The sequence below is a fragment of the Paracoccus pacificus genome (genome assembly GCF_042680785.1).
In the GTDB taxonomy this organism is placed as follows: Bacteria; Pseudomonadota; Alphaproteobacteria; order Rhodobacterales; family Rhodobacteraceae; genus Paracoccus; species Paracoccus pacificus.
Window position 1 is genome coordinate 1 of record NZ_JBHUEN010000003.1, and the last position, 23,572, is coordinate 23,572.

Here is a 23,572-nt window from a genome sequence, read left to right on the forward strand (position 1 = left end):
AGCCGCGCGCAAGGGTGGCCGACTTTTGCGCCGCCCAGTGGCTGGGTTTTACGCCGCCGTTGACAGGCTCGGGGTGCAGCCGCGCATCGCTGTCGTGCGAGGAAACCAGTATCGCGTCGAGGTTGCGTTCCTTCAGCAGGTTGACCAGCTCGTCGGTCTTACCTTCGTGGATGCGCAGCGAAAGCTCGGGATAGGCGCGGCGGATCGGCCCCATCACATGCGGCAGGAAATAGGGGCCGAGCGTCGGGATCGCGCCCAGCCGCAGCGGGCCCCGGTGTGGTTCCGGACAGGCCGCAATCTCGAACAGGGCCTTGGACTGGGCGACGATCTGCTCGGCCTGATCCAGCACCGCCTGCCCCTCGGCCGTGGGCGTGATCCGGCGGCCATAGCGTTCGAACAGGGTGACGCCGATCAGCGCCTCAAGCTTGCGGATCTGGCCGCTCAGCGTCGGCTGGCTGACGCCGCAGAACTCGGCCGCGCGGTTGAACCGCCCGAAGCGGCGCACCGCGACGGCATATTCCAGATCGCGCAGCGACAGGCCCGACAGCGATCTTAGCGACACGGCCGAAGGTCTGCGCAAAAGGATAGGAAGCGCCAAAGCGAGATGACGAAACCATCTATTTCACCTATGGCCGCGAAGCTGAAATCCTTGGCCCGTAAGGCAAGGCGGCGCATTCGCGCCCCAAGCCGCCATCCGAAATGCCGACCGAGGAGAAGACCATGGCACATGACAGAAAGAAGAACGCGCTGACCACCGCGTCGGGGGCACCGGTCGTCGACAACCAGAACGTCATCACCGCCGGGCCGCGCGGGCCGATGTTGTTGCAGGATGTCTGGTTTCTGGAAAAGCTCGCCCATTTCGATCGCGAGGTTATACCGGAACGCCGGATGCACGCAAAGGGGTCGGGCGCTTTCGGCACCTTCACGGTGACGCAGGACATCACCCGCTTCACCAAGGCCCGGATCTTTTCCGGGATCGGCAAGAAGACCGAACTGTTCCTGCGCTTTTCGACCGTCGCGGGCGAACGCGGCGCGGCCGATGCGGAACGCGACATTCGCGGCTTCGCGATCAAGTTCTATACCGACGAAGGCAACTGGGATCTGGTCGGCAACAACACCCCGGTCTTTTTCATGCGCGACCCGCTGAAGTTTCCCGACCTCAATCACGCCGTCAAACGCGACCCGCGCCACAATATGCGCGACGCCGACAACAACTGGGATTTCTGGACCAGCCTGCCCGAGGCGCTGCATCAGGTGACGATCATCATGTCCGATCGCGGCATCCCGGCCAGCTATCGGCACATGCACGGCTTCGGCTCGCACACCTTCAGTTTCATCAATGCCGGGAATGAGCGTTTCTGGGTCAAGTTCCACTTCCGCACCCAGCAGGGGATCAAGAACCTGACTGATGCCGAGGCCGCCGCGCTGATCGGGCAGGATCGCGAAAGCCATCAGCGCGACCTGTTCGACGCGATCGAGCGCGGCGATTTCCCCAAATGGACGCTGTTCGTCCAGATCATGCCAGAGCGTGAGGCCGGCAGCTATCGCGTCAACCCGTTCGATCTGACCAAGGTCTGGTCGAAGCAGGATTATCCCCTGATCGAGGTTGGCGTGCTGGAGCTGAACCGCAACCCGGAAAACTACTTTGCGGATGTCGAGCAGGCGGCCTTCAATCCCGGTAATGTCGTCCCGGGCATCGGCTTCTCGCCCGACAAGATGTTGCAGGGGCGGCTGTTTTCCTATGGCGATACGCAACGCTACCGGCTGGGGGTGAACCATGCGATGATCCCCGTCAACACACCGCGCTGCCCCTATCATTCCTATCACCGCGACGGTGCGATGCGGGTCGACGGCAATCAGGGCCGGCGGATCGGCTATCAGCCGAACACGCGGGACGAATGGAACGAGCAGCCCGATTTCCGCGAACCGCCGCTGAGCATCGAGGGCGCGGCCGATCACTGGAACCACCGCGAGGACACGGATTACTATACCCAGCCCGGCGCCCTGTTCCGGCTGATAACGCCGGAACAGCGACAGGTGCTGTTCGAGAATACCGCCCGCGCCATCGGCCCGGCGCGTCTCGAAATCCAGCATGCCCATATCCGCAATTGCTGGCGCGCCGATCCGGCCTATGGCGAAGGTGTGGCCGCGGCGCTTGGCATTGATATGGCGAGCGTCGGGCAACTGGCGGCCTGAACGCCTGCCCGCAGCCCAAGCGGCCCGGCCCGTTACAGCGGGCCGGGTCTTGCGCGTGGCGCCGGGGTGGGTCTGCATGCAGCTCACCTCGTCCCCGCCGCGCCGGGCCAGTAATGGGAATCGGGCAGCGGGCGCGGGCCAAAGACCGCCTGCCCGACGCGGATGATGGTGGCGCCTTCCTCGATCGCCCATTCGTAATCGCCCGACATGCCCATCGACAGATCGGCCAGCGCCGCACCCTGCGGGGCGTCTTCCAGCGCGCGGTCGCGGATCATGCGCAGCAGGCGGAAACAGCGGCGCACTTCGGCCTCGTCCGGGGTGAAGGTGGCAAGCGTCATGAAGCCGCGCGGGCGCAGGGCATCAAAGGCGGCCAGTTCCTTCAGGAAGCCCGGCACGGCACTTGGGGTCAGGCCGTATTTGCTGGCCTCGCCCGAGGTGTTGACCTGCACCAGCACATCAAGCGGTTGGCCCAGTTGCTGAAGCCGGTTTTCAAGCCGCTTCGCCAGTGACAGGCGGTCGAGCGGCTGCACCTCGGACGCGAAGCGCAGCACGTCGCGGGCCTTGTTCGATTGCAGATGACCGATCATCGACCAGCGCGCGCGGGTGTCGGCCAGATCCTGCGCCTTGGCCAATCCCTCCTGCACCTTGTTCTCGCCCAGATCGGTGGCCCCGGCGGCAATGGCCTGCCTTATCCGATCGGCCGACACGGTTTTGGTCACCAGCACGAAGCGCACCGCCTCGGGCGCGCGCCCGCTACGCAACGCGGCGGCGGCGATCCGGCGGCGGACGAGGGCCAGGTTTCGGGCCAGATCGGGCGCCGGATCATGAAATGCGTCGTCGCGGTTCATGCCGCCAACCCCTCAAGCCACTCGGCCAGCATCCGCCGCGCGGCATGGCGCAGATCGGGGCCGATCCGTGCGGCCTCGGTCCGCAGCATCGCCGGATCAATCCCCGCCGCCGCCAGTTCGGCCGCGTGGCCGATCAGCCATGGCTCGATCCCGGCGCAAAGATCAGTTTCCGGATGGAACTGCAGGCCCAGCACATTCTGGCCAAGCGCAAAGCCCTGCGTCGCGCAAAGCGGTGTCGACGCCAGATTTTCCGCGCCCGGCGGTGTGTCGAAGGTGTCCCCGTGCCAATGCAGCACGGGGACACCGCCTAGGTGGCGAAGCGGACCGGCGGCGCCGGCCGGGCTCAGGCCCACGGCTGCGAAGCCGATTTCCCTGTGGCCCATCGGCTGGACGCGCGCACCAAGGGTCGCCGCGATCTGCTGCGCCCCAAGGCAGATGCCCAGCGTCGGGCGACCGGCCGCCAGCCGCTTGGTCAGTATCCGGCGTTCCTCGGCAAGGAACGGATAGGCGTCGCCGTCGTTGACGCCGACCGGACCCCCCAGCATGACCAGAAGATCGGGCAGAACCGGATCCATCCGCGCGAACCTATCAACATCAACGTCGAGATAGTCGATCCGGTAGCCCGCAGCGGTCAGAACCGCGTTGAACCTGCCAAGATCCTCGAAATGAACGTGGCGGATGGCCAGAGCCGTCTTCAACATGCAGGTCGCTTCCCACCCGGGCCCCGGTCAGCGCAGAGCCGAAAGATCCGCGCCGTGATTGATGTGATAGACCGCCCCGTCCATCACCAACGCCGGCACCGAGGCGACCCCAGCCCGTTCCGCCTCGTCCAGACGGGCGGGTTGTTCGCCCAGATGCACCACCTCGACCTGATACAGGTTCTTGTCGAGAGCCCCGGCGAAACGCTGTTCTGCATCGACGCAAACCGGGCAACCGGCGTGATAGAAGACGACTTTTTCGGCCATGAGCGGCTCCTTTTCCCCGCCACCATGGCGGAATTGCCGTGGCGGTCGGATCATGCGATACCGACAACCCGGCCTGTTGCGGAGTGCCGGTTTTCAGAAATCGGATAGGCCGGATGCGAAAGCGGGGCGAAATCACGATCGAATTGACGGGGACGGGCGACAAGCCGGTATTCCTGAACCTCGCCGCCTCGATCATCCGCGAAATCGAACGCGGCCGGCTGAAACCGGGCGATGCGCTGCCGGGGACCCGGGCGCTGGCGCGCAGTCTGGGGCTGAACCGCAACACCGTCGACGCGGCCTTTCATGAACTGACCATGCAGGGCTGGCTGGTGGCCGAGCCGTCACGCGGCACCTTCGTCGCCCGCGACCTGCCCGCGATGGCGACACCGCGTGCCGAGGCGGTTCGACCCGACCCGCCGTCCCCGGGAATGCCGGTGCCGTTTCCGCCCGCCCTGCATGTCTCGGACGGCGGGCCCGATCCGCGTCTCATGCCCCGGACCGAACTGGTCCGCGCCTTTCGCCGCGCGCTTGCCGCCCCGGGTTTTCTGTGCGGGTCGGCCTATGGCGACCCACGGGGCACGCCGGTGCTGCGCGCGGCCCTGGCCGGCTATCTTTGGGCAGAGCGCGGGCTGACCGTTAATGCCGATGATCTGCTGCTGACCCGCGGCAGCCAGATGGGACTGTTCCTTGCCGCCGCCGCCGTCATCGCGCCGGGTGAATGCATCGCCGTCGAGGAACCGGGCTATCCGCTGGCGTGGACGGCGTTCCGCGCGGCCGGGGCGCGGGTGATCGGGGTGCCGGTCGATGCGGGGGGCATGGACGTGGCGCGGCTGGACGCGCTTGCCGACCGCGTTCCGGCGCTGAAGGCGGTTTATGTGACCCCGCATCATCAATATCCGACCACGGTGACGATGGGGGCGGCGCTGCGGCTGCATCTGCTGGATCTGGCGCAGCGGCGCGGGCTGGTGATCATCGAGGATGATTACGACCACGAATATCGTTTCGACGGCCGCCCGGTCCTGCCGCTGGCCACGCGCGCCCGGCCGGAACTGCCGGTCATTCACATCGGCTCGCTGTCCAAGCTGTTGGCGCCGACCCTGCGGCTTGGCTATGTCACCGCGCGCGCCGATCTGCTGGACCGCATGGCCCAATACCGCGAGGCCATCGACCGGCAGGGCGACCAGCCGCTGGAACAGGCGCTGGCGCAACTGATCGAGGATGGCACCCTGCGCCGCCACGCCCGCAAGGCGCGCCGGATCTATCGCGGGCGGCGCGAGCATCTGGCGCGGCTTCTAGCCGGCGACCTTGCTGACGAGGTCGGTTTCGACCTGCCCGCCGGCGGTCTGGCGCTTTGGGCGCGGCTGCGTGCCGGCGTCAGCGCGGAATGCTGGGCCCGTCGGGCCCGGAGCCATGGGCTTCGGATCACGCCGGGCCTGCACTTCGCGCTGGATGTCGCGACCGCGCCCGAAGCGTTTCGCATCGGCTTTGCCAATCACGACGAACGCGGGCTGACCCGGGTCGTGAAACTGCTGGCGCAGACCCGGCCCGAGGCGGGCTGAGCTCCGGCGGTCAAAAACCAAGCCGCGCCGGTGGCAAGCTCATCCACGGGCGCCTCGCGCCGCCGCCGGGTCAGACAGGGTTCCGCTATTCCGGCCCGGTCGCAGAGCCATCAAGCAACCTGAGCCTCCGGCGCCCATGCCCGAAAACCACGGCCCGTTCCAATCGTTCCCCCGCGCGCCCCGCCCGCAAAAGACCGGGGGCGGATCGGCGGTCAGTGATGATCCGGGACCACCCGCACCGCACCCTTTGCGGCGCTGGTGGTCAATGCCGCATAGGCCCGCAGCGCGGTGGAAACCTTGCGGTTGCGCGGCTTCCGCGGCTTCCAGCCCTCGGCCTCGCGCCGCTCGCGCCGGGCGGCCAGCGTGGCATCGTCAACCTCAAGCGCGATGACGCGGTTGGGGATGTCGATGCGGATCAGATCGCCCTGTTCGACCAGACCGATGGTGCCGCCCTCGGCAGCCTCGGGCGAGACATGGCCGATCGACAGCCCCGACGATCCGCCCGAGAAGCGCCCATCGGTGACCAGCGCACAATCCTTGCCCAGCCCTTTCGATTTCAGGTAGCTGGTCGGATACAGCATTTCCTGCATCCCCGGGCCGCCGCGCGGGCCTTCGTAACGGATCAGCACGACCTCGCCCGGCTTTACCTTGCCGGTCAGAATGCCCGAAACCGCGTCATCCTGGCTTTCAAAGATATGCGCCGGGCCGGTGAAGGTCAGGATCGAGTCGTCCACCCCGGCGGTTTTCACGATGCAGCCATCCTCGGCAAGGTTGCCATACAGCACCGCCAGACCCCCATCCTTGGAGAAAGCGTGTTCCGCGTCGCGGATCACCCCGGCCTTGCGGTCCAGATCAACGCTGTCATACCGGCGATCCTGCGAAAACGCGACCTGCGTCGGCACGCCGCCCGGCGCGGCGCGATAGAATTCATGAACCGAGGGCGCCTCGGTCCGGGCCACGTCCCAGCGTTTCAGCGCATCGGCCAGCGTGCCCGAGTGGATGCTGCCGACGGATGTGTCCAAGAGGCCGGCGCGGTCCAACTCGCCCAGAATGGCCATGATGCCGCCGGCGCGGTGCACATCCTCCATATGCACGTCGGATTTGGCCGGCGCGACCTTGCACAGCACCGGCACCTTGCGCGACAGCCGGTCGATGTCGGACATGGTGAAATCCATCTGCGCCTCATGCGCGGCGGCCAGCAGGTGCAGCACGGTATTGGTCGAGCCGCCCATCGCGATGTCCAGCGTCATCGCATTTTCAAAAGCCGCAAAGCTGGCGACGTTGCGCGGCAGCACGCTTGCATCGTCGCCCTCGTAATAGCGCCGGGCCAGATCGACGATCAGATGCCCCGCCTCGACGAACAGCCGTTTGCGGTCGGCATGGGTGGCCAGCGTCGAGCCGTTGCCGGGCAGCGCCAGACCCAGCGCCTCGGTCAGGCAGTTCATCGAATTCGCGGTGAACATGCCCGAACATGAGCCGCAGGTCGGGCAGGCGGAACGCTCGATGGCCTGCACGTCGGCTTCGGACACCGAATCATCGGCCGCCGCGACCATGGCGTCGACCAGATCCAGCGCCTTGACCTTGCCGTCCTGCAACACGACCTTGCCGGCCTCCATCGGGCCGCCCGACACGAAGACCACCGGGATGTTCAGCCGCAGCGCCGCCATCAGCATGCCGGGCGTGATCTTGTCGCAGTTCGAGATGCAGACCATCGCATCGGCGCAATGGGCGTTGACCATATATTCGACGCTGTCGGCGATGATCTCGCGCGAGGGCAGCGAATACAGCATCCCGTCATGGCCCATGGCGATGCCGTCGTCGACGGCGATGGTGTTGAATTCCTTGGCGATCCCGCCTGCCGCCTCGACCTCGGCCGCGACCAGTTGGCCGAGATCCTTCAGATGGACATGGCCGGGCACGAACTGGGTAAAGCTGTTGACGATGGCGATGATCGGCTTGCCGAAATCGCTGTCCTTCACCCCAGTCGCCCGCCACAATCCGCGTGCGCCCGCCATATTGCGGCCGTGAGTGGTGGTGCGGGAACGATAGGCGGGCATGGCGATCTCCTTCAGATGGCGCGTCGATCCGGCATTTGCGGGTGGCAGCGGGGGCGCTTCGGGGCAAATGCGGGAACGGACCCGTCCTAACGCTGCGGCACCTGTGCGGCAAGACGTCAACATCATCCGTCACGGTGATCTGACGGGGCCGCGCGGCTCGGTCCGTGACGCTGCCGCGAGGTCAGACCGTGAGGGGTGGGGCAGGCGGGTTCATCGCGGCGGGCGGCGATGCGCGTTCGACCGGGCCGGGCGACCCGCGCGGCGATGGCGCCGGGTCAGCCGGCGGACTGGCTGGCGATGAACACCGCCAATTGCGCATCAAAGGCGCGCCTGAAGGCGGGTCGGCCCTCGGCGCGCGCCACGTAACGCTCGAGATCGGGGTATCTTTCGCGCAGACCTTCGCCGTTCAGCCGTTGCAGCGCGGAAACCATCATCAGATCGCCGGCGCTGAAATCATTCTCCAACCAGTCGCGCCCGTTCAGCCAACGTGAAAGCTGGTCCAGCCGGGTACAGATCCGCTCGTCCAGAAAGATCATGCGCTGGTCGTGCCACGGTTTGTCGCCCTCGGTCAGAATCGCGGCCTCGCGTTCGACGATGGGCGGTTCCACGGTCGTCTGGGCGGCGAACATCCACGCGATCGCCCGCGCCCGGGCGTTGGCGTCATCGGGTAAAAGACCGGCATATGTCTGCGCGATGTGAAGAATGATCGCGCCGGATTCGAACAAGCTCAGATCGCCATCCTCATAGGTTGGAATCTGACCGAAGGGTTGCAGCGCCAGATGTCCGGGCTGCTTCATCTGCGGAAATGTCAGCAGGCGCACCTCATAGGGCTGCCCGACCTCTTCCAGCGCCCAGCGGACCCGCATGTCCCGCGCCATGCCCTGACCGCCGTCCGGCGAGTTTTTGAATGCGGTGATGGTGATCGGCATGTCCTGTGCTCCGCTCCGGGGAATGGGCCGTCCGCCTGACATGGGCACGTCAGCGCGGCGCAAATGGGCCGTTGGCTTTTGCCACCCGGGCATGTTCAACTATTTCGGCGTTGCGGCCAAGGAACAATGCGGTGGTTGCGTCTTATGTAAGTGATGTTGATGAACACCTGTGATGCAACCTTGGCGCAGGCCGCCGCGAATGGCGACCGCAATGCCTTCGCGGCGTTGCTGGACCGGCATTACGACCGGCTGTTCGGTCTGTGCTGGCGGCTGACCGGCGACCGGACCGAGGCCGAGGATCTGACGCAGGATGTCTGCGCCAACCTGCCTGCCAAGCTGAAAGGCTGGCGTGGCGAGGCGCGGTTTTCGACCTGGCTTTACCGCATCGTGGTCAATGCCGCGCATGATCGCCGGCGCCGCGCCGCCACGCGCAGCCGCGCCGCCATCGGCTGGGGGGAATGGGAAATCAACCGCCGTGCCGAAATCGGTGAGACGGCCGAGATGCTGGACTGGCTGAACACCGCCATGGCCCGCCTGCCCGAGGATCTGGTCGATACGCTTGCCCTGACGCTGGGCGAGGGGCTGAGCCAGGCCGAGGCGGCCGAGGTCCTGAACCTGTCCGAAGGCACCGTCGCGTGGCGGATGTCCGAGGTGAAGAAACGACTCCGCATCCTCGCCAATGAGGAAACAACGCTATGACCCGTGAACCGCAAGACGACCTTGACCGGCTGGAGCGCGCCCTGCGCGAGGCCGCCCCCGTGCCCGACCCGGATGCCCGGGCCCGGGCGCTGGCGACGGCGATGAAAAATTTCGACGACCTCCACCAAGGATCGGCCGACCAGATGCGTCCCAATCAGGACCGCCCCCAGAAACAGGCGGGTTTTCTGAAAGGAGTTCGCATCATGCTGTCCAGACTCAACACGCGATCGGCCCTTGCCGCCACGACCTCGGTTGCGGCGCTGTGCATCGGGCTGTTCATCATCATGCCGCAGATCCGTGCGCCGATGCCCGGTGAGACGCCGCCGCCCGCCGCCACGGCGACGCGGGAAGAGCCGGCGGAAACCGTCGTCGCGCAGGACGCGCGTTCCCGGGAAAACGCCACGCAGGGCGATGCGCCGCAGCCGGTAACCCCGGCGCCAACGACAACCGGTCCGGTTACCGTGACGCCGACCGCGCCGCCCGCTACGCCACCCGCACCGCCCGTGCAGGTCGCGCCGACCCAGCCCCCGCAAACCGGCCCGATGCCGGAACCGCTGTCTGGCGATGCGGATGCTTCGGCGAATGTCGCCGCCGAAGCCGCCGCGGATGAGGCGATGCCGGCCCCGAACGCGACCCGGCGCATGGCAATGCCGACGCCCGGTGTGAACGGCAATGCCGTCGCCCCCTATGGCGGTCAGACCTCGGATTACATCAGCCCGGAGATGGTCATCATGCCGCCCGTGGTCGGGGATACCGAGGCCTTCGCCAATGCCGATCAGAATCCGGTCAAGGTGACGGCCGAGGATCCGGTTTCGACCTTTTCGATCGACGTCGACACCGCGTCCTACGGCGTCGTCCGTTCGTCGCTGATGGCGGGGGCCCTGCCGCCGCCCGATGCGGTGCGGATTGAGGAGATGATCAACTATTTTCCCTATGACTACCCGGCCCCGACCGAGGCCGAGGCGCCGTTCAAGGCCTCGGTCTCGGTCATGCAAACGCCGTGGAATGCCGATACCCAATTGGTGCGCATCGGGTTGCAGGGGCGGATGCCGGCGGTCGCCGAAAGACCGCCGCTGAATCTGGTGTTTCTGATCGACACTTCGGGGTCGATGCAGGACCCCGACAAGCTGCCGCTTTTGAAGCAGTCGCTGCGGCTGATGCTTGGTCAGCTTCGCCCCGAGGATCAGGTCGCCATGGTCGCCTATGCCGGTTCGGCCGGCGAGGTTCTGCCCCCGACCAAGGCCGCGGACAGCACCAAGATCCTCGCCGCGCTGGATCAGCTTGAAGCGGGCGGTTCGACCGCCGGGGCCGAGGGGTTGGAGCTGGCCTATCGCACCGCTGAATCCATGGCCTCGGATGGTGAGGTTTCGCGTATCCTGCTGGCCACCGACGGCGATTTCAACGTCGGTATCTCGGACCCCGACGCGCTTGAGAAATACGTCGGGCGCAAGCGGGAATCGGGCATCTACCTGTCGGTTCTGGGCTTTGGCCGGGGCAATCTGGACGATGCGACGATGCAGGCGCTGGCCCAGAACGGCAATGGTCAGGCGGCCTATATCGACACCCTGCAAGAGGCGCAGAAGGTGTTGGTCGATCAGCTTTCGGGGGCGCTGTTCCCCATCGCCGACGACGTGAAGATTCAGGTCGAATGGAACCCCGCGACGGTCGCCGAATACCGGCTGATCGGTTATGAGACCCGCACCCTCGCGCGCGAGGATTTCAACAATGACAAGGTCGACGCGGGCGAGATCGGCGCGGGCCACACCGTCACCGCGCTTTACGAGATCACCCGCCTCGGCAGCCCGGCGTTGCGGAACGATGCGCTGCGCTATGGGTCCGGCACGTCGACCACGGGGGAAAATGCGGGGGCGGATGCCGCCGCCGGCGACAAAGGGAGCGAGCTGGGCTTTCTGCGTCTGCGGTACAAGGATCCGGGCCAGAGTGTCAGCCGGCTGATCGAAACCCCGATCCCCGCCGATGCCGGCCCGGCCGATGCGGATGCCCGCTTTGCGGCCAGCATCGCGGGGTTCGGGCAGCTTTTGACCGGGGCCAAATATCTGGGCGATTGGGGTTGGGACGATGCGATCGCGCTGGGCGTGGAATCGCGGGGCGCCGATCCGTTCGGCTATCGCGCCGAAGCGATTGGCCTGATGCGTCTGGCCAAATCCCTGTCCGACCAGTAACCGCACGACGGCTGAATGTGCGGCGAAATGCGTATCCCGGGGGTGATGCCCCGGGATATGTTTTTTGGAAAGGTGCGCGCGGGGGCGGCCCCGGGCGCCCTTTTCGTCACTGTCCGTTGTATCAAAAAGCTAAGATTCGGGCTGCGGGGCCTCCGTTTGGCCGCCGTCGACCCGGCTTTCCCCCGAACGCGCCCAACGGTTTTGCCGGCCTGGCCTGTCTTTTCGGCCTTTTTTCCGGCCTGCACCGACAGGCCGAAACCGCCGCTTGCCACTTTGGCACGAAAATCGGCTGCCATGGCCAACCCGGATATCCGCGCATAGGGTGGGATTCCGGCGCGCGTGACCTTGTTCACTTGCGCCCGCGCGATTATCCACGATGCTAGCGATCCATTGCCAGCCGAGGGAACAGCCATGAAAAACGCCCGCTTCGACAAGGCTAAGCTGCCCAGCCGCCACGTGACCGAAGGTCCGTCGCGCGCGCCGCACCGCAGTTATTTCTACGCCATGGGCATTTCCGAGGATGAGATTCATTCCCCCTGGGTCGGCGTCGCCACCTGCTGGAACGAGGCCGCGCCCTGCAACATCGCGCTGAACCGTCAGGCCCAGTCGGTGAAACAGGGCGTCAAGAAGGGCGGCGGCTGCCCGCGCGAATTCACTACGATCACCGTGACCGACGGCATCGCCATGGGGCATGAGGGCATGCGGTCGTCACTGGCCAGCCGCGACGCCATCGCCGACACGGTGGAACTGACCATGCGCGGGCACTGCTATGACGCGCTGGTCGGGCTGGCGGGTTGCGACAAGTCGCTGCCTGGCATGATGATGGCCATGGTGCGGCTGAACGTGCCTTCGGTCTTCATCTATGGCGGCTCGATCCTGCCGGGCAAGCTGAACGGCAAGGATGTCGTCGTTCAGGACGTGTTCGAGGCCGTGGGCCAGCATGCCGCCGGCAATATGTCGGATGCCGAGCTGGAGATTCTGGAACGCGTCGCCTGCCCCTCGGCCGGCGCCTGTGGCGGGCAGTATACCGCGAACACCATGGCCTGCGTCAGCGAGGCGATCGGGCTTGCGCTGATGAACAGCTCGGGCGCGCCGGCGCCCTACGAAAGCCGTGATCAATACGGGCTGGCCTCGGGTGAGGCGGTGATGAACCTGATCGAAAAGAACATCCGCGCCCGTGACGTGGTGACGCGCAAGGCCTTGGAAAACGCGGCGCGGGTGGTGGCCTGCACCGGCGGCTCGACCAATGCCGGTCTGCATCTGCCGGCCATCGCGCATGAGGCCGGCATCGACTTCGACCTGTTCGACGTCACCGATATTTTCCGCGATACCCCCTATTTCGTGAACCTGCGGCCGGGTGGGGAATATGTCGCCAAGGACCTGTTCGAGGTCGGTGGCGTGCCGGTGGTGATGCGCGAATTGCGCCGCGCCGGGCTGATCCACGAGGATTGCATGACCGCCAGCGGCAAGACCATCGGCGAGGAGCTTGACCTGATCGACCGCGAGGCCGACGGCAAGGTCATCCATTCGATCGACACCCCGATCACCAAGACCGGCGGCGTTGTCGGGCTGAAGGGCAACCTCGCCCCCGAGGGCGCCATCGTGAAGGTCGCCGGGATGAAGCCCGAGGATCAGGTTTTCACCGGCCCGGCCCGCGTTTTCGAATGCGAGGAGGATGCTTTCGACGCGGTCCAGAAGCGCGGCTACAAGGAAGGCGAGGTCATCGTCATCCGCAACGAAGGCCCCGCCGGCGGCCCCGGCATGCGCGAGATGCTGGCCACGACGGCCGCCCTGTCGGGTCAGGGCATGGGCAAGAAGGTGGCGCTGATCACCGACGGCCGGTTCTCGGGCGCGACGCGCGGTTTCTGTGTCGGCCATGTCGGCCCCGAATCCGCCCATGGCGGTCCGATCGCGCTTTTGAAGGACGGTGACATGATCACCATCGACGCCATCAAGGGCGAGATCAGCGTCGATCTGAGCGACGAGGAACTGGCCCGGCGCAAGGCCGAATGGAAAGGCCCGCGACCGACCGATTATGCTTCGGGGGCGCTGTGGAAATATGCCCGGCTGGTCGGTGGCGCGCGGCAGGGCGCCGTGACCCATCCCGGCGCCGATGCCGAAACCCATGTCTATATGGATCAATAGGGGTCGCTGTTGACAGGCAATCGCGAAGGCTGGATCGACCGGGTGACGCGCCGTCGCGGCGATGCGCGCTGGACGGCGCTTGCGGCGGATCCGGGCGATCTTGGGTCCTCAAGGCTGCGCAGGCTGCGCTCCGAGGCGGTCTCGCTGCGGCAGGTGCTTGACCGGTTTCTGGCCAATACGACCGTGGCGGCGCTGCGCCCGGCGCCGGTGAATGCCGACCATCTGCCCGGCGCGACGGATTGGCATTGGCGCAGCGATCTGTTTCAGCAGCCGATGCACCCGTCCAGTCTGGTCAGCCCGGCCAGCGGCACCCGTCTGGCCGAGGGCGCGACGATCTGGCACGACGATCCGCAGGCGGCGCTGATCCTGCGGCAATCCCGCAGCCGCGCCGATGACCTGCCACCCTTCGGGCTGTCGATCGAGGCGCTGGGCTGCGAGGGGCAGTTCGTCTCGTTATCCATAGACCTTCCGGCCGCGGTGCTGACCGGTCTTGGTCCCGATTTCGTGGTGCGCGCCGATATGCGGATCTGGGCCGAGCGGCCCTTGACCGCCTATGCGCGGCTGAACATCGAAAACGGTCCCAACACCGATTCGATGCAGCAGGGTTTTCAGCCCGCAGCGCAGGGCGCCGCCGATCTGGCCGTCGCCGAATTCGATCTGGCCTATTCCGAGCTCAACGAAAAGCGGCTGTCGAAAATGTGGGTGGACGTCATATTCGAAAGGCCAAGAATGAACGCGGTCGAGTTGCGCGACATCGTCATATCCCGCCACCCGCGCGCCGATGTCTGAAGGGTTTTTGGTGTCTGAAGGGTTTCCGGTCGATGAGCCGTTTTGAGAATCTTGGAATACGCGACGGCGTCTGGCGCGGACGGCTGACGGCGGGCGCCCCGCCGCAGCGGTTGGTCGTGACGCTGAATGGCCGGCCCGTGTCCGAGGCGAGCGTGACGGCGGCCGACAAGGATTGGGACATTGCCGCGCCGCTGCCGGCGGCGGCGATACAGGACGGTATTCAGACCTTTCTGCTGGTCGAGACGCGGCAGGGCGCCGACGCCGAGGCCATCTCGGGCCAGTCGCTGGGGCAGGTCTCGGTCATCGCGGGTCAGCCGCTGGATCAGGATCTGGTGGCCGAGATCGCCACCCTGCGGGCCGAACTGGATCTGGTAAAGCGCGAATTGCGCCGGCTGGCCGACGGGCAATTCTGATGGCGCCGCGGCTGCGGGCCGCCGTCACAGGGCGTTACGGCTGCGGCGCCGGCTGCCAATAGGCGTATTCGCCGGCCTCGGCAAAACCCATCTTGCGATACAGCGCCACCGCAGGCGCATTGCCGCGCGACACCGCCAGCGCCAGCCGAGAGGCGCCGTTCTTTACCGCCCATTGCGCGGCGAATCGCACCATCCATTCCGCCAGACCCTTGCGGCGGTATTCGGGCCGGATCTCCAGCGCGTGCAGCATGGCGACACCCTCATGGGCCGCCAGAAAACCCGCCCCCGCGGCCCGATCCTCGATCCGGCCAAGGATTGCGCAATGGGGGTCCGCCACCCGGTCCATCACTGCCTGCCGCCCGGCGCTGATGTTCTCGGCGCTCCAGATGTCGCGCTGCACGGCCAGCGGCGGCCAGATCGCGAAAGCCGTCAGGCGCGGAAGTTCGGTGCCGGTCAGTTTGGCCGCGTCGATATGCATGACAAAGGTCGGCATCGTGCGCACATAGCCCATGTCCCTCAGTGCCGCGATCAGCCGTTCGTCGTCATCGGGGGCGCGGAACATCGGCGGTTGCCGCCACGCGCGCGCCTGCCCGACAGCGGCATCCAGATCACCCGCCGTCCAGTCCGGGGATACGGCGCGGCCCGAACTGACCCGGCCGCCGCCGCCCGCGCCGCGACCGATCACGATACCACCGAAGCGGGCGTATTCGGCGGCGGGCCATGTCGCCTCGAACGCCGCCGAAAGCCCGGGGTCGATCACGGGGTCACGCCGATCCGCTGGCACAACTGGGCAAAGGCCGTTTCAACCGCCGGTTCGTCCAGACCGCGTACCACCAGCTTGGTGCCATAGCGGCCCTCGCGGGTGAAGGGATAGGATCCCAGCGAAAGCTTGGGGTTCTGCCGGGCGATTTCGGCCAGATCCTCGGCCACATCGCTTTCACCGCGCATGATCTCGACCTCGCGGCTGACCAAGGGACGGCCGCCGACCAGACGCGGGATCAGCGCGTCGACCATGGCGCTGAACACCTCGGGGACGCCGGCCATGACATGGGTGCCCCCCAGCGTAAAGCCCGGCGCGGCCGAGGCGGCGTTTTCGATCAGCTCGGCGCCGTCGGGGATGCGGGCCATGCGCAGGCGGTTGCCGGTCAGCTCCAACCCCAGCTTGTCATAGCGCGCCTGCATCGCGGCCCGCGCCTGTTCGTTGATGCCGATGCCCACGCCAAAGGCATCGGCCACCGCATCGGCGGTAACATCGTCATGCGTCGGCCCGATACCGCCCGAGGTGAACAGATGGTCATATGCGCCGCCCAGCGACTTGTCCAAGGCCCGGATCGCCTCGACGATCCTGTCGTGGTCATCGGACACCACGCGCATCTCTTTCAGGTCGAATCCGGCATTGGCCAGCACGCCCGCCAGATGCCAGGCATTCCCCTCGCGCGTGCGGCCGGTAAGGATTTCGTCCCCGATGACCAGTATCGCGGCGGTCGGATTCGTGGATTCCATGGCGATTTCCGTTATCATATGGCGGGTCAAGGCAGGTATAGGACTGCGATCAGGTCTGGAACAAGAGGCCATCGGCGATTATCTGTAGCGCAGAAACACACATCAGACTCAGCAAGCGGAACGCGATATGGACGGCGACGGGCGCGTCACGAAAGAAGGTATCAGAATCTATCCGGCCGAGGATTTCGCCGGGATGCGGGTGGCCGGACGGCTGGCCGCGCAAATTCTGGATGAGGTCGGCCCGCTTGTCGTGCCGGGGGTGTCGACCGCGGCGCTTGACGATTTCATTCGCGCCCGGGTCGAAGCGGCGGGCGCGATCTCGGCCACCATCGGCTATCGCGGCTATCAGCATGCAAGCTGCATCAGCGTCAATCACGTGGTCTGCCACGGCATCCCGGGCGAAAAGATCCTGACCGATGGCGACATTCTGAACGTCGATGTGACGGTCATCGTCGATGGCTGGTATGGCGACAGCAGCCGGATGTATGTGGCCGGCACCGCCAACCGCAAGGCCGAGCGGCTGATTCAGGTCACGCACGAATCGCTGATGCGCGGCATCGCCGCCGTGCGGCCCGGCGCGACATTCGGCGACATCGGCTATGCCATCCAGAGCTATGCCGAAAGTCAGCGCATGTCGGTGGTCCGCGATTTCTGCGGCCACGGTCTTGGCCGGGTATTCCACGCGCCGCCGAACGTGCTGCACTATGGCCGCCCCGGCAAAGGCCCGGTGCTCGAGGAAGGCATGTTCTTCACCATCGAGCCGATGATCAACCTTGGCCGCCCCGAGGTAAAGACGCTGGCCGACGACTGGACCGCCGTGACCCGCGACAAGTCGCTGTCGGCGCAGTTTGAACATTCCATCGGCGTGACCGCGAACGGGTGCGAGATTTTCACGCTTTCGCCCGGCGGGGTTTTCTATCCCCCCTCGGTTCCGGCCTGAGGGCGGACGCCCTGCGCGATCGGATCGCTCGCGTGGCGAAATCGGTCCGGAAAGCGCATCTCGACAGTTACGGAAATCCGGCAAAGGCCCGCATCTGGGGTGCGGGCCTTGTCATTGCGGCCGTGGTCGGGGCGCCTGGATACGCGATCCTTGGGTGATCGCAGGCGCCGTGCGGGCCAGCCTAACGCGCGATCAGGTGCAGCAACGCCGGCGCGATCAGCGCGGTCAGCACCGCGTTCATCCCCATGCCGATGCCGGCGAATGCCCCGTTCGTCGGATTGACCTGAAAGGCGCGGGCGGTGCCGATGCCGTGGGCCGCGACCCCGGTCGCGAACCCCCGCGCGCGGCCGTCATGGATCCGCAGCAGATTCAGAAGCGGCGTCGCCATCACCGCGCCGCTGATCCCGGTCAGCAGTACCAGCGTCGCGGTCAGCGACGGCTGGCCGCCGATCGCCTCGGCGATGCCGATGGCGACGGGCGCGGTGGTCGATTTCGGCGCGAGCGAGGCCAGCACCTGCTGGTCCAGCCCGAACCAGCGCGCGATCAGCAGGGCCGAGACGACGGCGGTCAGTGATCCGGCGGCCAGCCCGGCAAGCATCGGCCAGACCGCTTTGCGGACCCGGGGCAGGTTGTCGTAAAGCGGCAGCGCCAGCGAGACGGTGGCCGGGCCCAGCATGAAATGGACGAATTGCGCGCCCTCGAAATAGGTCTGGTAATCGGTGCCGCTGAACCAAAGGACCAGCCCCAGAATGATCACCGCGATCAGCACTGGATTGACCACCGAGTTTCGCCCGCTGGCCCGGAACAACCAGTCGCCGGCCAGATAGGCGATCAGCGTCGCGGTCAGCCACAGCAGCGGCCCCTGGGTCAGATAGCTCCAGATCAGCGCCGGGTCACTCATCCTGTTCCGCCCCGGTCAGCCGCGCGACGGCCACGAACACCAAGGCCCCCGCCGCGATCGCAAGCGCGGTCGATCCAAGGATCGCGACCGCCAGCCCGATCCCGTGGCTTCTGATCAGATCCAGATGCGCCACCACGCCGACCCCGGCCGGCACGAACAGCAGCGACAGGTTCGCTAGCAGGACCGAGGTTGCCGGCCGCAGCATGTCGGCCAGTCGCGGCCACGCCAGACAGGCCAGCACCAGCGCGACCAGCCCGATCACCGGCCCCGGCAGCGTCAGGCCAAGCGCGCGCGATGCGATCTCGCCGCCAAGTTGAAAGCACAGGATGATGGTGATGGCTGGGATCATGGCGGGTCCTTTCCGGGCAAGCTTAGCCACAGGATCGCGCCAGAGTCACGCCGGCGCGGCATGGCACGGGGATCGTTTCCGGCGCAAGCCGCCGTAATCCGGTCATAAGCCGTTTAATTCTTGTCCCGCCGAAATTCTTGCCCTGATGAATTGACGGCGCCGCACGAGCCGCTATTGCGGGGCTGAACCGGCCCTCGCGCCCCGATGATCTGCCGCGATCCGGCCGGCCCTTTCGCGGAAGGACCCTTATGCCCGTTTCAGACATGCCGGATGCCAGCGCCGGCAGTTTCGGTTTTTTGCGCAACCCCGACGCCCGGCTTTTCCTTGTCTCACGGTTTCTGTGGGTCGCGGCGACGCAGATCGTGAACGTGGCGGTCGGCTGGACCGTCTATGAGGTAACGCAAAGCGCATGGTCGCTTGGGCTGGTCGGGCTGATCGCCTTTGCGCCGCGCCTGCCGCTGATGCTGTTTTCGGGGATCATGGCGGACCGTCACGACCGGCGGATCATCATGGCCAGCGGGCTGGCCATCAACGCCGCGGTGACGCTGCTTCTGTTGATCGTGGTGACCGGGGGACAGGTCCGGATCGGTTTCATCTACGCCCTGTATCTGGTCCTTGGCGCGGTACGCGGGTTTGTGGGTCCGGCGGCGCAGGCGATGGCCGGCAATGTCGTGCCCCGCCAGCAGCTTGGCCGGCTGATGGGGTTTTCATCCTCGGTCGGGCAGATCGCGACGGTGGCGGGGCCGGCGCTGGGCGGCATGCTGTATGTGGCGGGGACCGCCCTGCCATTCGCCTGCGCGGCCGCATTCTACGCCGTGGCGGCGATCGCCAACATCTTCATCCGCCGCCGGAACGACAGCACCGACCGGCCGCCGGCGGGCTGGCGCGAGGCGCTGGCCGGTCTGGGGTTCATCCGCCGGCATCCGGTTATTCTGGGCGCGATCTCGCTTGACATGTTCTCGGTGCTTCTGGGCGGCGCCACGGCGCTGTTGCCGATCATCACGGTCGAGCTTTTGCACGCCGGCCCCAGCGTGCTGGGCATATTGCGGGCCATGCCGGCGGTGGGCGCGGCCATGGTCGGGATCCTGCTGGGCCGGTTCCCGATCCAGCGCAACGCCGGGCGCAAACTGTTCATCGCCACGACGGTGTTCGGGCTTGCGACCATTGCACTCGGCCTGTCGCATAACCTGTGGCTGACCTTCGCGATCCTGTGGCTGCTCGGCGCCTCGGACGTGTTCAGCGTGGTCATCCGCCAGACGCTGGTGCAGGCCGAGACGCCCGACAACATGCGGGGCCGGGTCTCGGCGGTGAACGCGGTCTTTATCGGCGCGTCGAATGAGCTTGGCGAGTTCGAATCGGGCGCCACCGCGGCGCTGTTCGGCCTTGTCCCGGCGATCGTCCTGGGCGGCGCGGGCACGCTGGCCGTGGTGGCGATCTGGGCCACGGTTTTCCCCGATCTGCGCAAGCGGGACTGGCTGATCGACCCGAAATCCGGGTAACGCCCAGCTTTAGGGGATCCGTGTAAATCTTGTGGATAACCGCCTAAACGCCACCAGATTTTGCGTGATTGCTTGACTCGCATGCCGGGCTGGGGCGACAGTCGTCTGAAAAGACGAATCCCTACAGGCAAGGCGCGACCCGTGCATTTCACCCGACTTCGGCTCAACGGCTTCAAAAGCTTCGTGGACCCCACCGATCTGGTGATCCACGACGGGCTGACCGGCGTGGTCGGGCCGAACGGCTGCGGCAAGTCGAACCTGCTCGAGGCGCTGCGCTGGGTGATGGGCGAAAACCGCCCCACCGCGATGCGCGGCGACGGGATGGAGGATGTGATCTTCGCCGGTGCCGCCCGCCGCGGCGCCCGCGCCTATGCCGAGGTTTCGCTGTCCATCGACAACGGTGACCGGCTGGCGCCTGCGGGTTTCAACGATTCCGATGCGCTGGACATCGCACGGCGGATCACCCGTGATGCGGGCTCGGCCTACCGGATCAACGGCAAGGAGGTGCGGGCCCGCGACGTGCAGATGCTGTTCGCCGACGCCTCGACCGGCGCGCATTCGCCGGCGCTGGTCCGGCAGGGGCAGATTTCCGAACTGATCAACGCCAAGCCGCGCAGCCGCCGCCGGATCCTCGAGGAAGCGGCCGGGATCTCGGGCCTGTATCAGCGCCGGCACGAGGCCGAGTTGAAGCTGAACGCGGCCGAAGCCAACCTGACCCGCGTTGACGACGTGATCGAGCAGCTGACGACGCAGGCGGCGGCGCTGGCGCGACAGGCGCGCGCGGCGGCGAAATACCGCGAGATCGGCGCCGAATTGCGGCTGGCCGAGGGGCTTTTGCTGTACCGCCGCTGGGCCGAGGCCGAGGGTGCCCGTGATCTGGCCGCGATCGCGCTGGCAGAGGCCGTGGCAGAGGCCGCGCGGGCCGAGGTCGGGGCGCGAAAGGCGCAATCGGGACGCGAGGCGGCCGAGACCGCGATGCCGCCGCTGCGCGAAGAGGAAACCATCGCCAACGCCGTCCTGTCCCGCGCCCGGATCGAGCGCGAGGGGCTGGATGCGCAGGATGCGCAGGCGCGTGAAACCATCACCAAGCTGACCGCGCGGATCGCCCAGCTTGACCGCGACCATGATCGGGAGACCGCGCTGAACCGCGACGCGGGCGAGGTCATCGGCCGGCTGACGTGGGAAGCGACCGAGCTTGAAAAGGCCGGGCAGGGTCATGACGACCGCCAGAAGGCCGCCGCGACCGCCGCCGAAGAAGCGTCCGAAGCGCTGCGTGAGGTCGAGGCGAAGCTGGGCGAACTGACCGATGAGGCGGCGCGTCTGGCCGCGCGCCATCAATCGGCCGAGCGGCTGTCGACGGATCTGCGCGGCATGCTGGACCGTGCCGAAAGCGCCGCCGATGCCGCAAAGACGGCCGAGGCGCAGGCCGCCGCGACCGGCGCGGACGCCAAGGCCACGCTGGCCAAGGCGCAGGCCGAACAGGCCGCCGCCCGGACCCGTACCGATGAGGCCGAGGCCGCGCTTTTGGCCGCCGAGACCGCGCGGACCGAGGCCGAAGCCGCCGAATCCGCCGCCCGCACCGCCCGCGCCGAGGCCGAGGGCGAGGCCGGGGCACTGGCGGCGGAACTCGCCGCACTGAAAAAGCTGGTGCAGCGCAACGACAGCGGCGGCGCCGCCATTCTGGACAAGGTGCGGGTCGCCAAGGGCTATGAGATCGCCTTTGGCGCCGCGCTTGGCGACGATCTGCGGCTCGGGCTGGCCGACGACGAACAGGGCGGCTGGCGCACGCTTCCCGGTTATGACGACGCTGCGCCTTTGCCGGAGGGCGCGCAGCCGATCGCGCCGCATGTGAATGGCCCTGCCGCTTTGGTGCGGCGGCTGTCACAGGTCGGGCTGGTCGCCGATGCCGCGGCCGGGCAGGCGATGCAGGCCGCGCTGCGGCCCGGTCAGCGGTTGGTCAGCGCGCAGGGCGACCTTTGGCGCTGGGACGGGCTGCGGGTCATGGCGGGGGAAAACTCGTCTTCCGCCGCGCTGCACCTGCAAAAGGTGAACCAACTGGCCGAGGTGACGGGACAATCGCAGGCCGCGGATCAGCGCGCCGAGGCCGCCCGCGCCGCCCATCAGACGGCCAGCGCGGCCTTGGGTGATATTACCGCACAGGAAAAAGCCGCCCGCGACGCCCGGCGCGAGGCCGAGCGCGGGTTGTCCGATGCCGCCCGCACCGCGACTCGCGCCGAATCCGATGTCTCGCTGGCCGAGGCGCGGGCCGAATCGGCGCGGCTGGAACTCGCGCGCCATCAGGGCGATGCCGGCGACGCCCGGTCCCGGCTGGCCGAGGCTGAACGGCAGCTTGCCGATCTGCCGGATCGCGGCGACGCGCAGGCGGCGGTCGAACATGCCCGCACCGGGGTCGAGGCGGCGCGGATCGCCACGCTAAGCCGCCGTTCGGCGCTGGAGGAACTGCGGCGCGAGGATACCGCCCGCACCCGGCGTTTGCAGGAGATCGCCAAGGAACGCTCGGGCTGGCAGCTGCGGCTGGATCAGGCCGGGGGGCGGGCGCAGGAACTGGCAGGCCGGCGGTCCGAGGCTGCGGCGGAACTGACAACGGCCGAGGCGATGCCCGCGGCGCTGGCGGCGCGGCGCGAAAGTCTGGTGGAGGCCGAAGCCGCCGCCGAGGCGCGGTTGACCCGGGCGCAGGCGGCACTGACCGAGGCCGACGCGGCGCTGCGCCGTGCCGGCGAGGCCGAGCGCGAGGCCGAGCGTGCCGCATCCGACGCCCGCGAAGCCCGGGCCATGCGCGAGGCCCGCGCCGATGCCGCCCGCGACGCCGAAGCCGCCGCCCGCGCCCGCATCCATGAGGAAACCGAGGATACGCCGCAGGCGCTTCTGGCCGGGCTGGACACCGACCCCGAGGCGATCCCACCCGCCACGCAGCTAGAAGATCGCATCGCCCGTCTGCGCGCCAGCCGCGAGGCGCTTGGCGCCGTCAACCTGCGCGCCGACGAGGATCAGCGCGAACTGGCGGAAGAACGCGACCAGCTCAGCGCCAAACGCGAGGAACTGACCGAGGCGATCCGCAAGCTGCGCGCCGGCATCGGCAGCCTGAACCGCGAGGGGCGCGAACGGCTGCTGGCGGCCTTCGATCAGGTGAACACCAATTTCCGCACGCTTTTCACCCATCTGTTCGGCGGCGGCGAGGCCCGTCTGGTGCTGGTCGAATCCGACGATCCGCTTGAGGCCGGGCTGGAGATCATGTGCCAGCCGCCGGGCAAGAAGCTGTCGACGCTCAGCCTGCTGTCGGGGGGCGAACAGACGCTGACCGCGCTGGCGCTGATCTTCGGCGTGTTTCTGGCCAATCCCGCCCCGATCTGCGTGCTGGACGAGGTCGACGCGCCGCTGGACGACGCCAACGTCAGCCGGTTCTGCGACCTGCTGGACGAGATGACCAGGCGCACCCGCACGCGCTTTCTGATCATCACCCACCATGCGGTGACCATGGCGCGGATGGACCGGCTGTTCGGCGTGACCATGGTTGAACAGGGGGTCAGCCAGCTGGTCAGCGTCGATTTGAAGCGGGCCGAGGCGCTGGTCGCCTGA

20 protein-coding genes are annotated in these 23,572 nt (G+C 67.2%); 10 read left to right on the forward strand and 10 right to left on the reverse strand.

The window, feature by feature from the left end:
• Nucleotides 1-562 (reverse strand): LysR family transcriptional regulator (locus ACFSCT_RS00125; protein ID WP_379139259.1); only part of this gene is annotated, 562 nt, incomplete at its 3' end.
• 158 nt (nt 563-720) lie between these two features.
• On the opposite strand from ACFSCT_RS00125, the gene ACFSCT_RS00130 reads away from it, so the two are divergent.
• A complete protein-coding gene (locus tag ACFSCT_RS00130; protein WP_379139260.1) occupies nt 721-2,196 on the forward strand; it encodes a catalase in 1,476 nt (491 codons plus the stop codon).
• Nucleotides 2,197-2,279: 83 nt separating this feature from the next.
• Here the strand turns inward: ACFSCT_RS00130 and ACFSCT_RS00135 are convergent, their stop codons facing one another.
• From ACFSCT_RS00135 to ACFSCT_RS00145, 3 genes are read right to left on the reverse strand one after another with little or no spacing between them, the layout of a single operon-like run.
• Complete coding sequence (locus tag ACFSCT_RS00135; RefSeq protein ID WP_379139261.1) at nt 2,280-3,044, reverse strand: YggS family pyridoxal phosphate-dependent enzyme; 765 nt, start codon at nt 3,042-3,044, stop codon at nt 2,280-2,282.
• Entirely contained in the window at nt 3,041-3,745 is a 705-nt protein-coding gene (locus ACFSCT_RS00140) for a glutamine amidotransferase (RefSeq protein WP_379139262.1), read from the reverse strand. Before ACFSCT_RS00140 ends, ACFSCT_RS00135 begins: the two co-directional genes overlap by 4 nt.
• Nucleotides 3,746-3,772: 27 nt before the next feature.
• Nucleotides 3,773-4,009: a thioredoxin family protein gene (locus ACFSCT_RS00145; protein WP_379139263.1), complete on the reverse strand. Its 237-nt coding sequence runs from the start codon at nt 4,007-4,009 to the stop codon at nt 3,773-3,775.
• 113 nt (nt 4,010-4,122) lie between these two features.
• Here ACFSCT_RS00145 and pdxR point away from each other — a divergent pair, with 113 nt between their 5' ends.
• On the forward strand, nt 4,123-5,568 hold the full coding sequence (pdxR, locus tag ACFSCT_RS00150; protein ID WP_379139264.1) for a MocR-like pyridoxine biosynthesis transcription factor PdxR: 1,446 nt from the start codon (nt 4,123-4,125) through the stop codon (nt 5,566-5,568).
• A 212-nt stretch (nt 5,569-5,780) separates the two neighbouring features.
• Here the strand turns inward: pdxR and ilvD (ACFSCT_RS00155) are convergent, their stop codons facing one another.
• Nucleotides 5,781-7,625: a dihydroxy-acid dehydratase gene (ilvD, locus tag ACFSCT_RS00155; protein ID WP_379139265.1), complete on the reverse strand. Its 1,845-nt coding sequence runs from the start codon at nt 7,623-7,625 to the stop codon at nt 5,781-5,783.
• Nucleotides 7,626-7,900: 275 nt separating this feature from the next.
• On the reverse strand, nt 7,901-8,554 hold the full coding sequence (locus tag ACFSCT_RS00160) for a glutathione S-transferase family protein (RefSeq protein ID WP_379139266.1): 654 nt from the start codon (nt 8,552-8,554) through the stop codon (nt 7,901-7,903).
• A gap of 159 nt (nt 8,555-8,713) precedes the next feature.
• Between ACFSCT_RS00160 and ACFSCT_RS00165 the strand changes: the two genes are divergently transcribed.
• The 5 genes from ACFSCT_RS00165 (at nt 8,714) to ACFSCT_RS00185 (ending at nt 14,783) form a co-directional block, all read left to right on the forward strand.
• The gene (locus tag ACFSCT_RS00165; RefSeq protein ID WP_379139267.1) at nt 8,714-9,253 is read left to right on the forward strand and encodes an RNA polymerase sigma factor; all 540 of its coding nucleotides are present in this window, start codon (nt 8,714-8,716) and stop codon (nt 9,251-9,253) included.
• A gap of 203 nt (nt 9,254-9,456) precedes the next feature.
• Nucleotides 9,457-11,436, forward strand: a complete 1,980-nt coding sequence (locus ACFSCT_RS00170) for a vWA domain-containing protein (protein WP_379139469.1) — start codon at nt 9,457-9,459, stop codon at nt 11,434-11,436.
• Nucleotides 11,437-11,847: 411 nt separating this feature from the next.
• A complete protein-coding gene (gene ilvD, locus ACFSCT_RS00175) occupies nt 11,848-13,581 on the forward strand; it encodes a dihydroxy-acid dehydratase (protein ID WP_379139268.1) in 1,734 nt (577 codons plus the stop codon).
• 9 nt (nt 13,582-13,590) lie between these two features.
• Nucleotides 13,591-14,370, forward strand: coding sequence for a DUF6478 family protein (locus ACFSCT_RS00180; protein WP_379139269.1), 780 nt, complete (start codon nt 13,591-13,593; stop codon nt 14,368-14,370).
• Nucleotides 14,371-14,402: 32 nt separating this feature from the next.
• On the forward strand, nt 14,403-14,783 hold the full coding sequence (locus ACFSCT_RS00185; RefSeq protein ID WP_379139270.1) for a hypothetical protein: 381 nt from the start codon (nt 14,403-14,405) through the stop codon (nt 14,781-14,783).
• Nucleotides 14,784-14,817: 34 nt separating this feature from the next.
• Here ACFSCT_RS00185 and ACFSCT_RS00190 read toward each other — a convergent pair whose 3' ends face one another.
• Entirely contained in the window at nt 14,818-15,543 is a 726-nt protein-coding gene (locus tag ACFSCT_RS00190) for a GNAT family N-acetyltransferase (RefSeq protein WP_379139271.1), read from the reverse strand.
• On the reverse strand, nt 15,540-16,286 hold the full coding sequence (locus ACFSCT_RS00195) for a competence/damage-inducible protein A (RefSeq protein ID WP_379139272.1): 747 nt from the start codon (nt 16,284-16,286) through the stop codon (nt 15,540-15,542). Before ACFSCT_RS00195 ends, ACFSCT_RS00190 begins: the two co-directional genes overlap by 4 nt.
• 127 nt (nt 16,287-16,413) lie before the next feature.
• On the opposite strand from ACFSCT_RS00195, the gene map reads away from it, so the two are divergent.
• Entirely contained in the window at nt 16,414-17,226 is an 813-nt protein-coding gene (map, locus tag ACFSCT_RS00200) for a type I methionyl aminopeptidase (protein ID WP_379139273.1), read from the forward strand.
• Between the two features lie 181 nt (nt 17,227-17,407).
• Here the strand turns inward: map and ACFSCT_RS00205 are convergent, their stop codons facing one another.
• A complete protein-coding gene (locus ACFSCT_RS00205; RefSeq protein WP_379139274.1) occupies nt 17,408-18,127 on the reverse strand; it encodes an LrgB family protein in 720 nt (239 codons plus the stop codon).
• The gene (locus ACFSCT_RS00210; RefSeq protein WP_379139275.1) at nt 18,120-18,476 is read right to left on the reverse strand and encodes a CidA/LrgA family protein; all 357 of its coding nucleotides are present in this window, start codon (nt 18,474-18,476) and stop codon (nt 18,120-18,122) included. Before ACFSCT_RS00210 ends, ACFSCT_RS00205 begins: the two co-directional genes overlap by 8 nt.
• A 248-nt stretch (nt 18,477-18,724) precedes the next feature.
• Here ACFSCT_RS00210 and ACFSCT_RS00215 point away from each other — a divergent pair, with 248 nt between their 5' ends.
• Both ACFSCT_RS00215 and ACFSCT_RS00220 read left to right on the forward strand, forming a co-directional pair.
• Entirely contained in the window at nt 18,725-19,975 is a 1,251-nt protein-coding gene (locus ACFSCT_RS00215) for an MFS transporter (protein WP_379139276.1), read from the forward strand.
• Nucleotides 19,976-20,116: 141 nt separating this feature from the next.
• Complete coding sequence (locus ACFSCT_RS00220; RefSeq protein WP_379139277.1) at nt 20,117-23,572, forward strand: chromosome segregation SMC family protein; 3,456 nt, start codon at nt 20,117-20,119, stop codon at nt 23,570-23,572.

Excerpts from the sequence above, each read along its gene's own strand:
- pdxR (WP_379139264.1), top strand. The coding sequence starts at position 4,123 with ATGCGAAAGCGGGGCGAAATCACGATCGAATTGACGGGGACGGGCGAC.
- ACFSCT_RS00140 (WP_379139262.1), bottom strand. The coding sequence starts at position 3,745 with ATGTTGAAGACGGCTCTGGCCATCCGCCACGTTCATTTCGAGGATCTT.
- ACFSCT_RS00195 (WP_379139272.1), bottom strand. The coding sequence starts at position 16,286 with ATGGAATCCACGAATCCGACCGCCGCGATACTGGTCATCGGGGACGAA.
- ACFSCT_RS00160 (WP_379139266.1), bottom strand. The coding sequence starts at position 8,554 with ATGCCGATCACCATCACCGCATTCAAAAACTCGCCGGACGGCGGTCAG.
- ACFSCT_RS00215 (WP_379139276.1), top strand. The coding sequence starts at position 18,725 with ATGCCCGTTTCAGACATGCCGGATGCCAGCGCCGGCAGTTTCGGTTTT.
- ilvD (WP_379139265.1), bottom strand. The coding sequence starts at position 7,625 with ATGCCCGCCTATCGTTCCCGCACCACCACTCACGGCCGCAATATGGCG.
- ACFSCT_RS00210 (WP_379139275.1), bottom strand. The coding sequence starts at position 18,476 with ATGATCCCAGCCATCACCATCATCCTGTGCTTTCAACTTGGCGGCGAG.
- ACFSCT_RS00145 (WP_379139263.1), bottom strand. The coding sequence starts at position 4,009 with ATGGCCGAAAAAGTCGTCTTCTATCACGCCGGTTGCCCGGTTTGCGTC.
- ACFSCT_RS00135 (WP_379139261.1), bottom strand. The coding sequence starts at position 3,044 with ATGAACCGCGACGACGCATTTCATGATCCGGCGCCCGATCTGGCCCGA.
- ACFSCT_RS00170 (WP_379139469.1), top strand. The coding sequence starts at position 9,457 with ATGCTGTCCAGACTCAACACGCGATCGGCCCTTGCCGCCACGACCTCG.
- ACFSCT_RS00165 (WP_379139267.1), top strand. The coding sequence starts at position 8,714 with ATGAACACCTGTGATGCAACCTTGGCGCAGGCCGCCGCGAATGGCGAC.
- ACFSCT_RS00130 (WP_379139260.1), top strand. The coding sequence starts at position 721 with ATGGCACATGACAGAAAGAAGAACGCGCTGACCACCGCGTCGGGGGCA.
- ACFSCT_RS00185 (WP_379139270.1), top strand. The coding sequence starts at position 14,403 with ATGAGCCGTTTTGAGAATCTTGGAATACGCGACGGCGTCTGGCGCGGA.
- ilvD (WP_379139268.1), top strand. The coding sequence starts at position 11,848 with ATGAAAAACGCCCGCTTCGACAAGGCTAAGCTGCCCAGCCGCCACGTG.
- ACFSCT_RS00205 (WP_379139274.1), bottom strand. The coding sequence starts at position 18,127 with ATGAGTGACCCGGCGCTGATCTGGAGCTATCTGACCCAGGGGCCGCTG.
- map (WP_379139273.1), top strand. The coding sequence starts at position 16,414 with ATGGACGGCGACGGGCGCGTCACGAAAGAAGGTATCAGAATCTATCCG.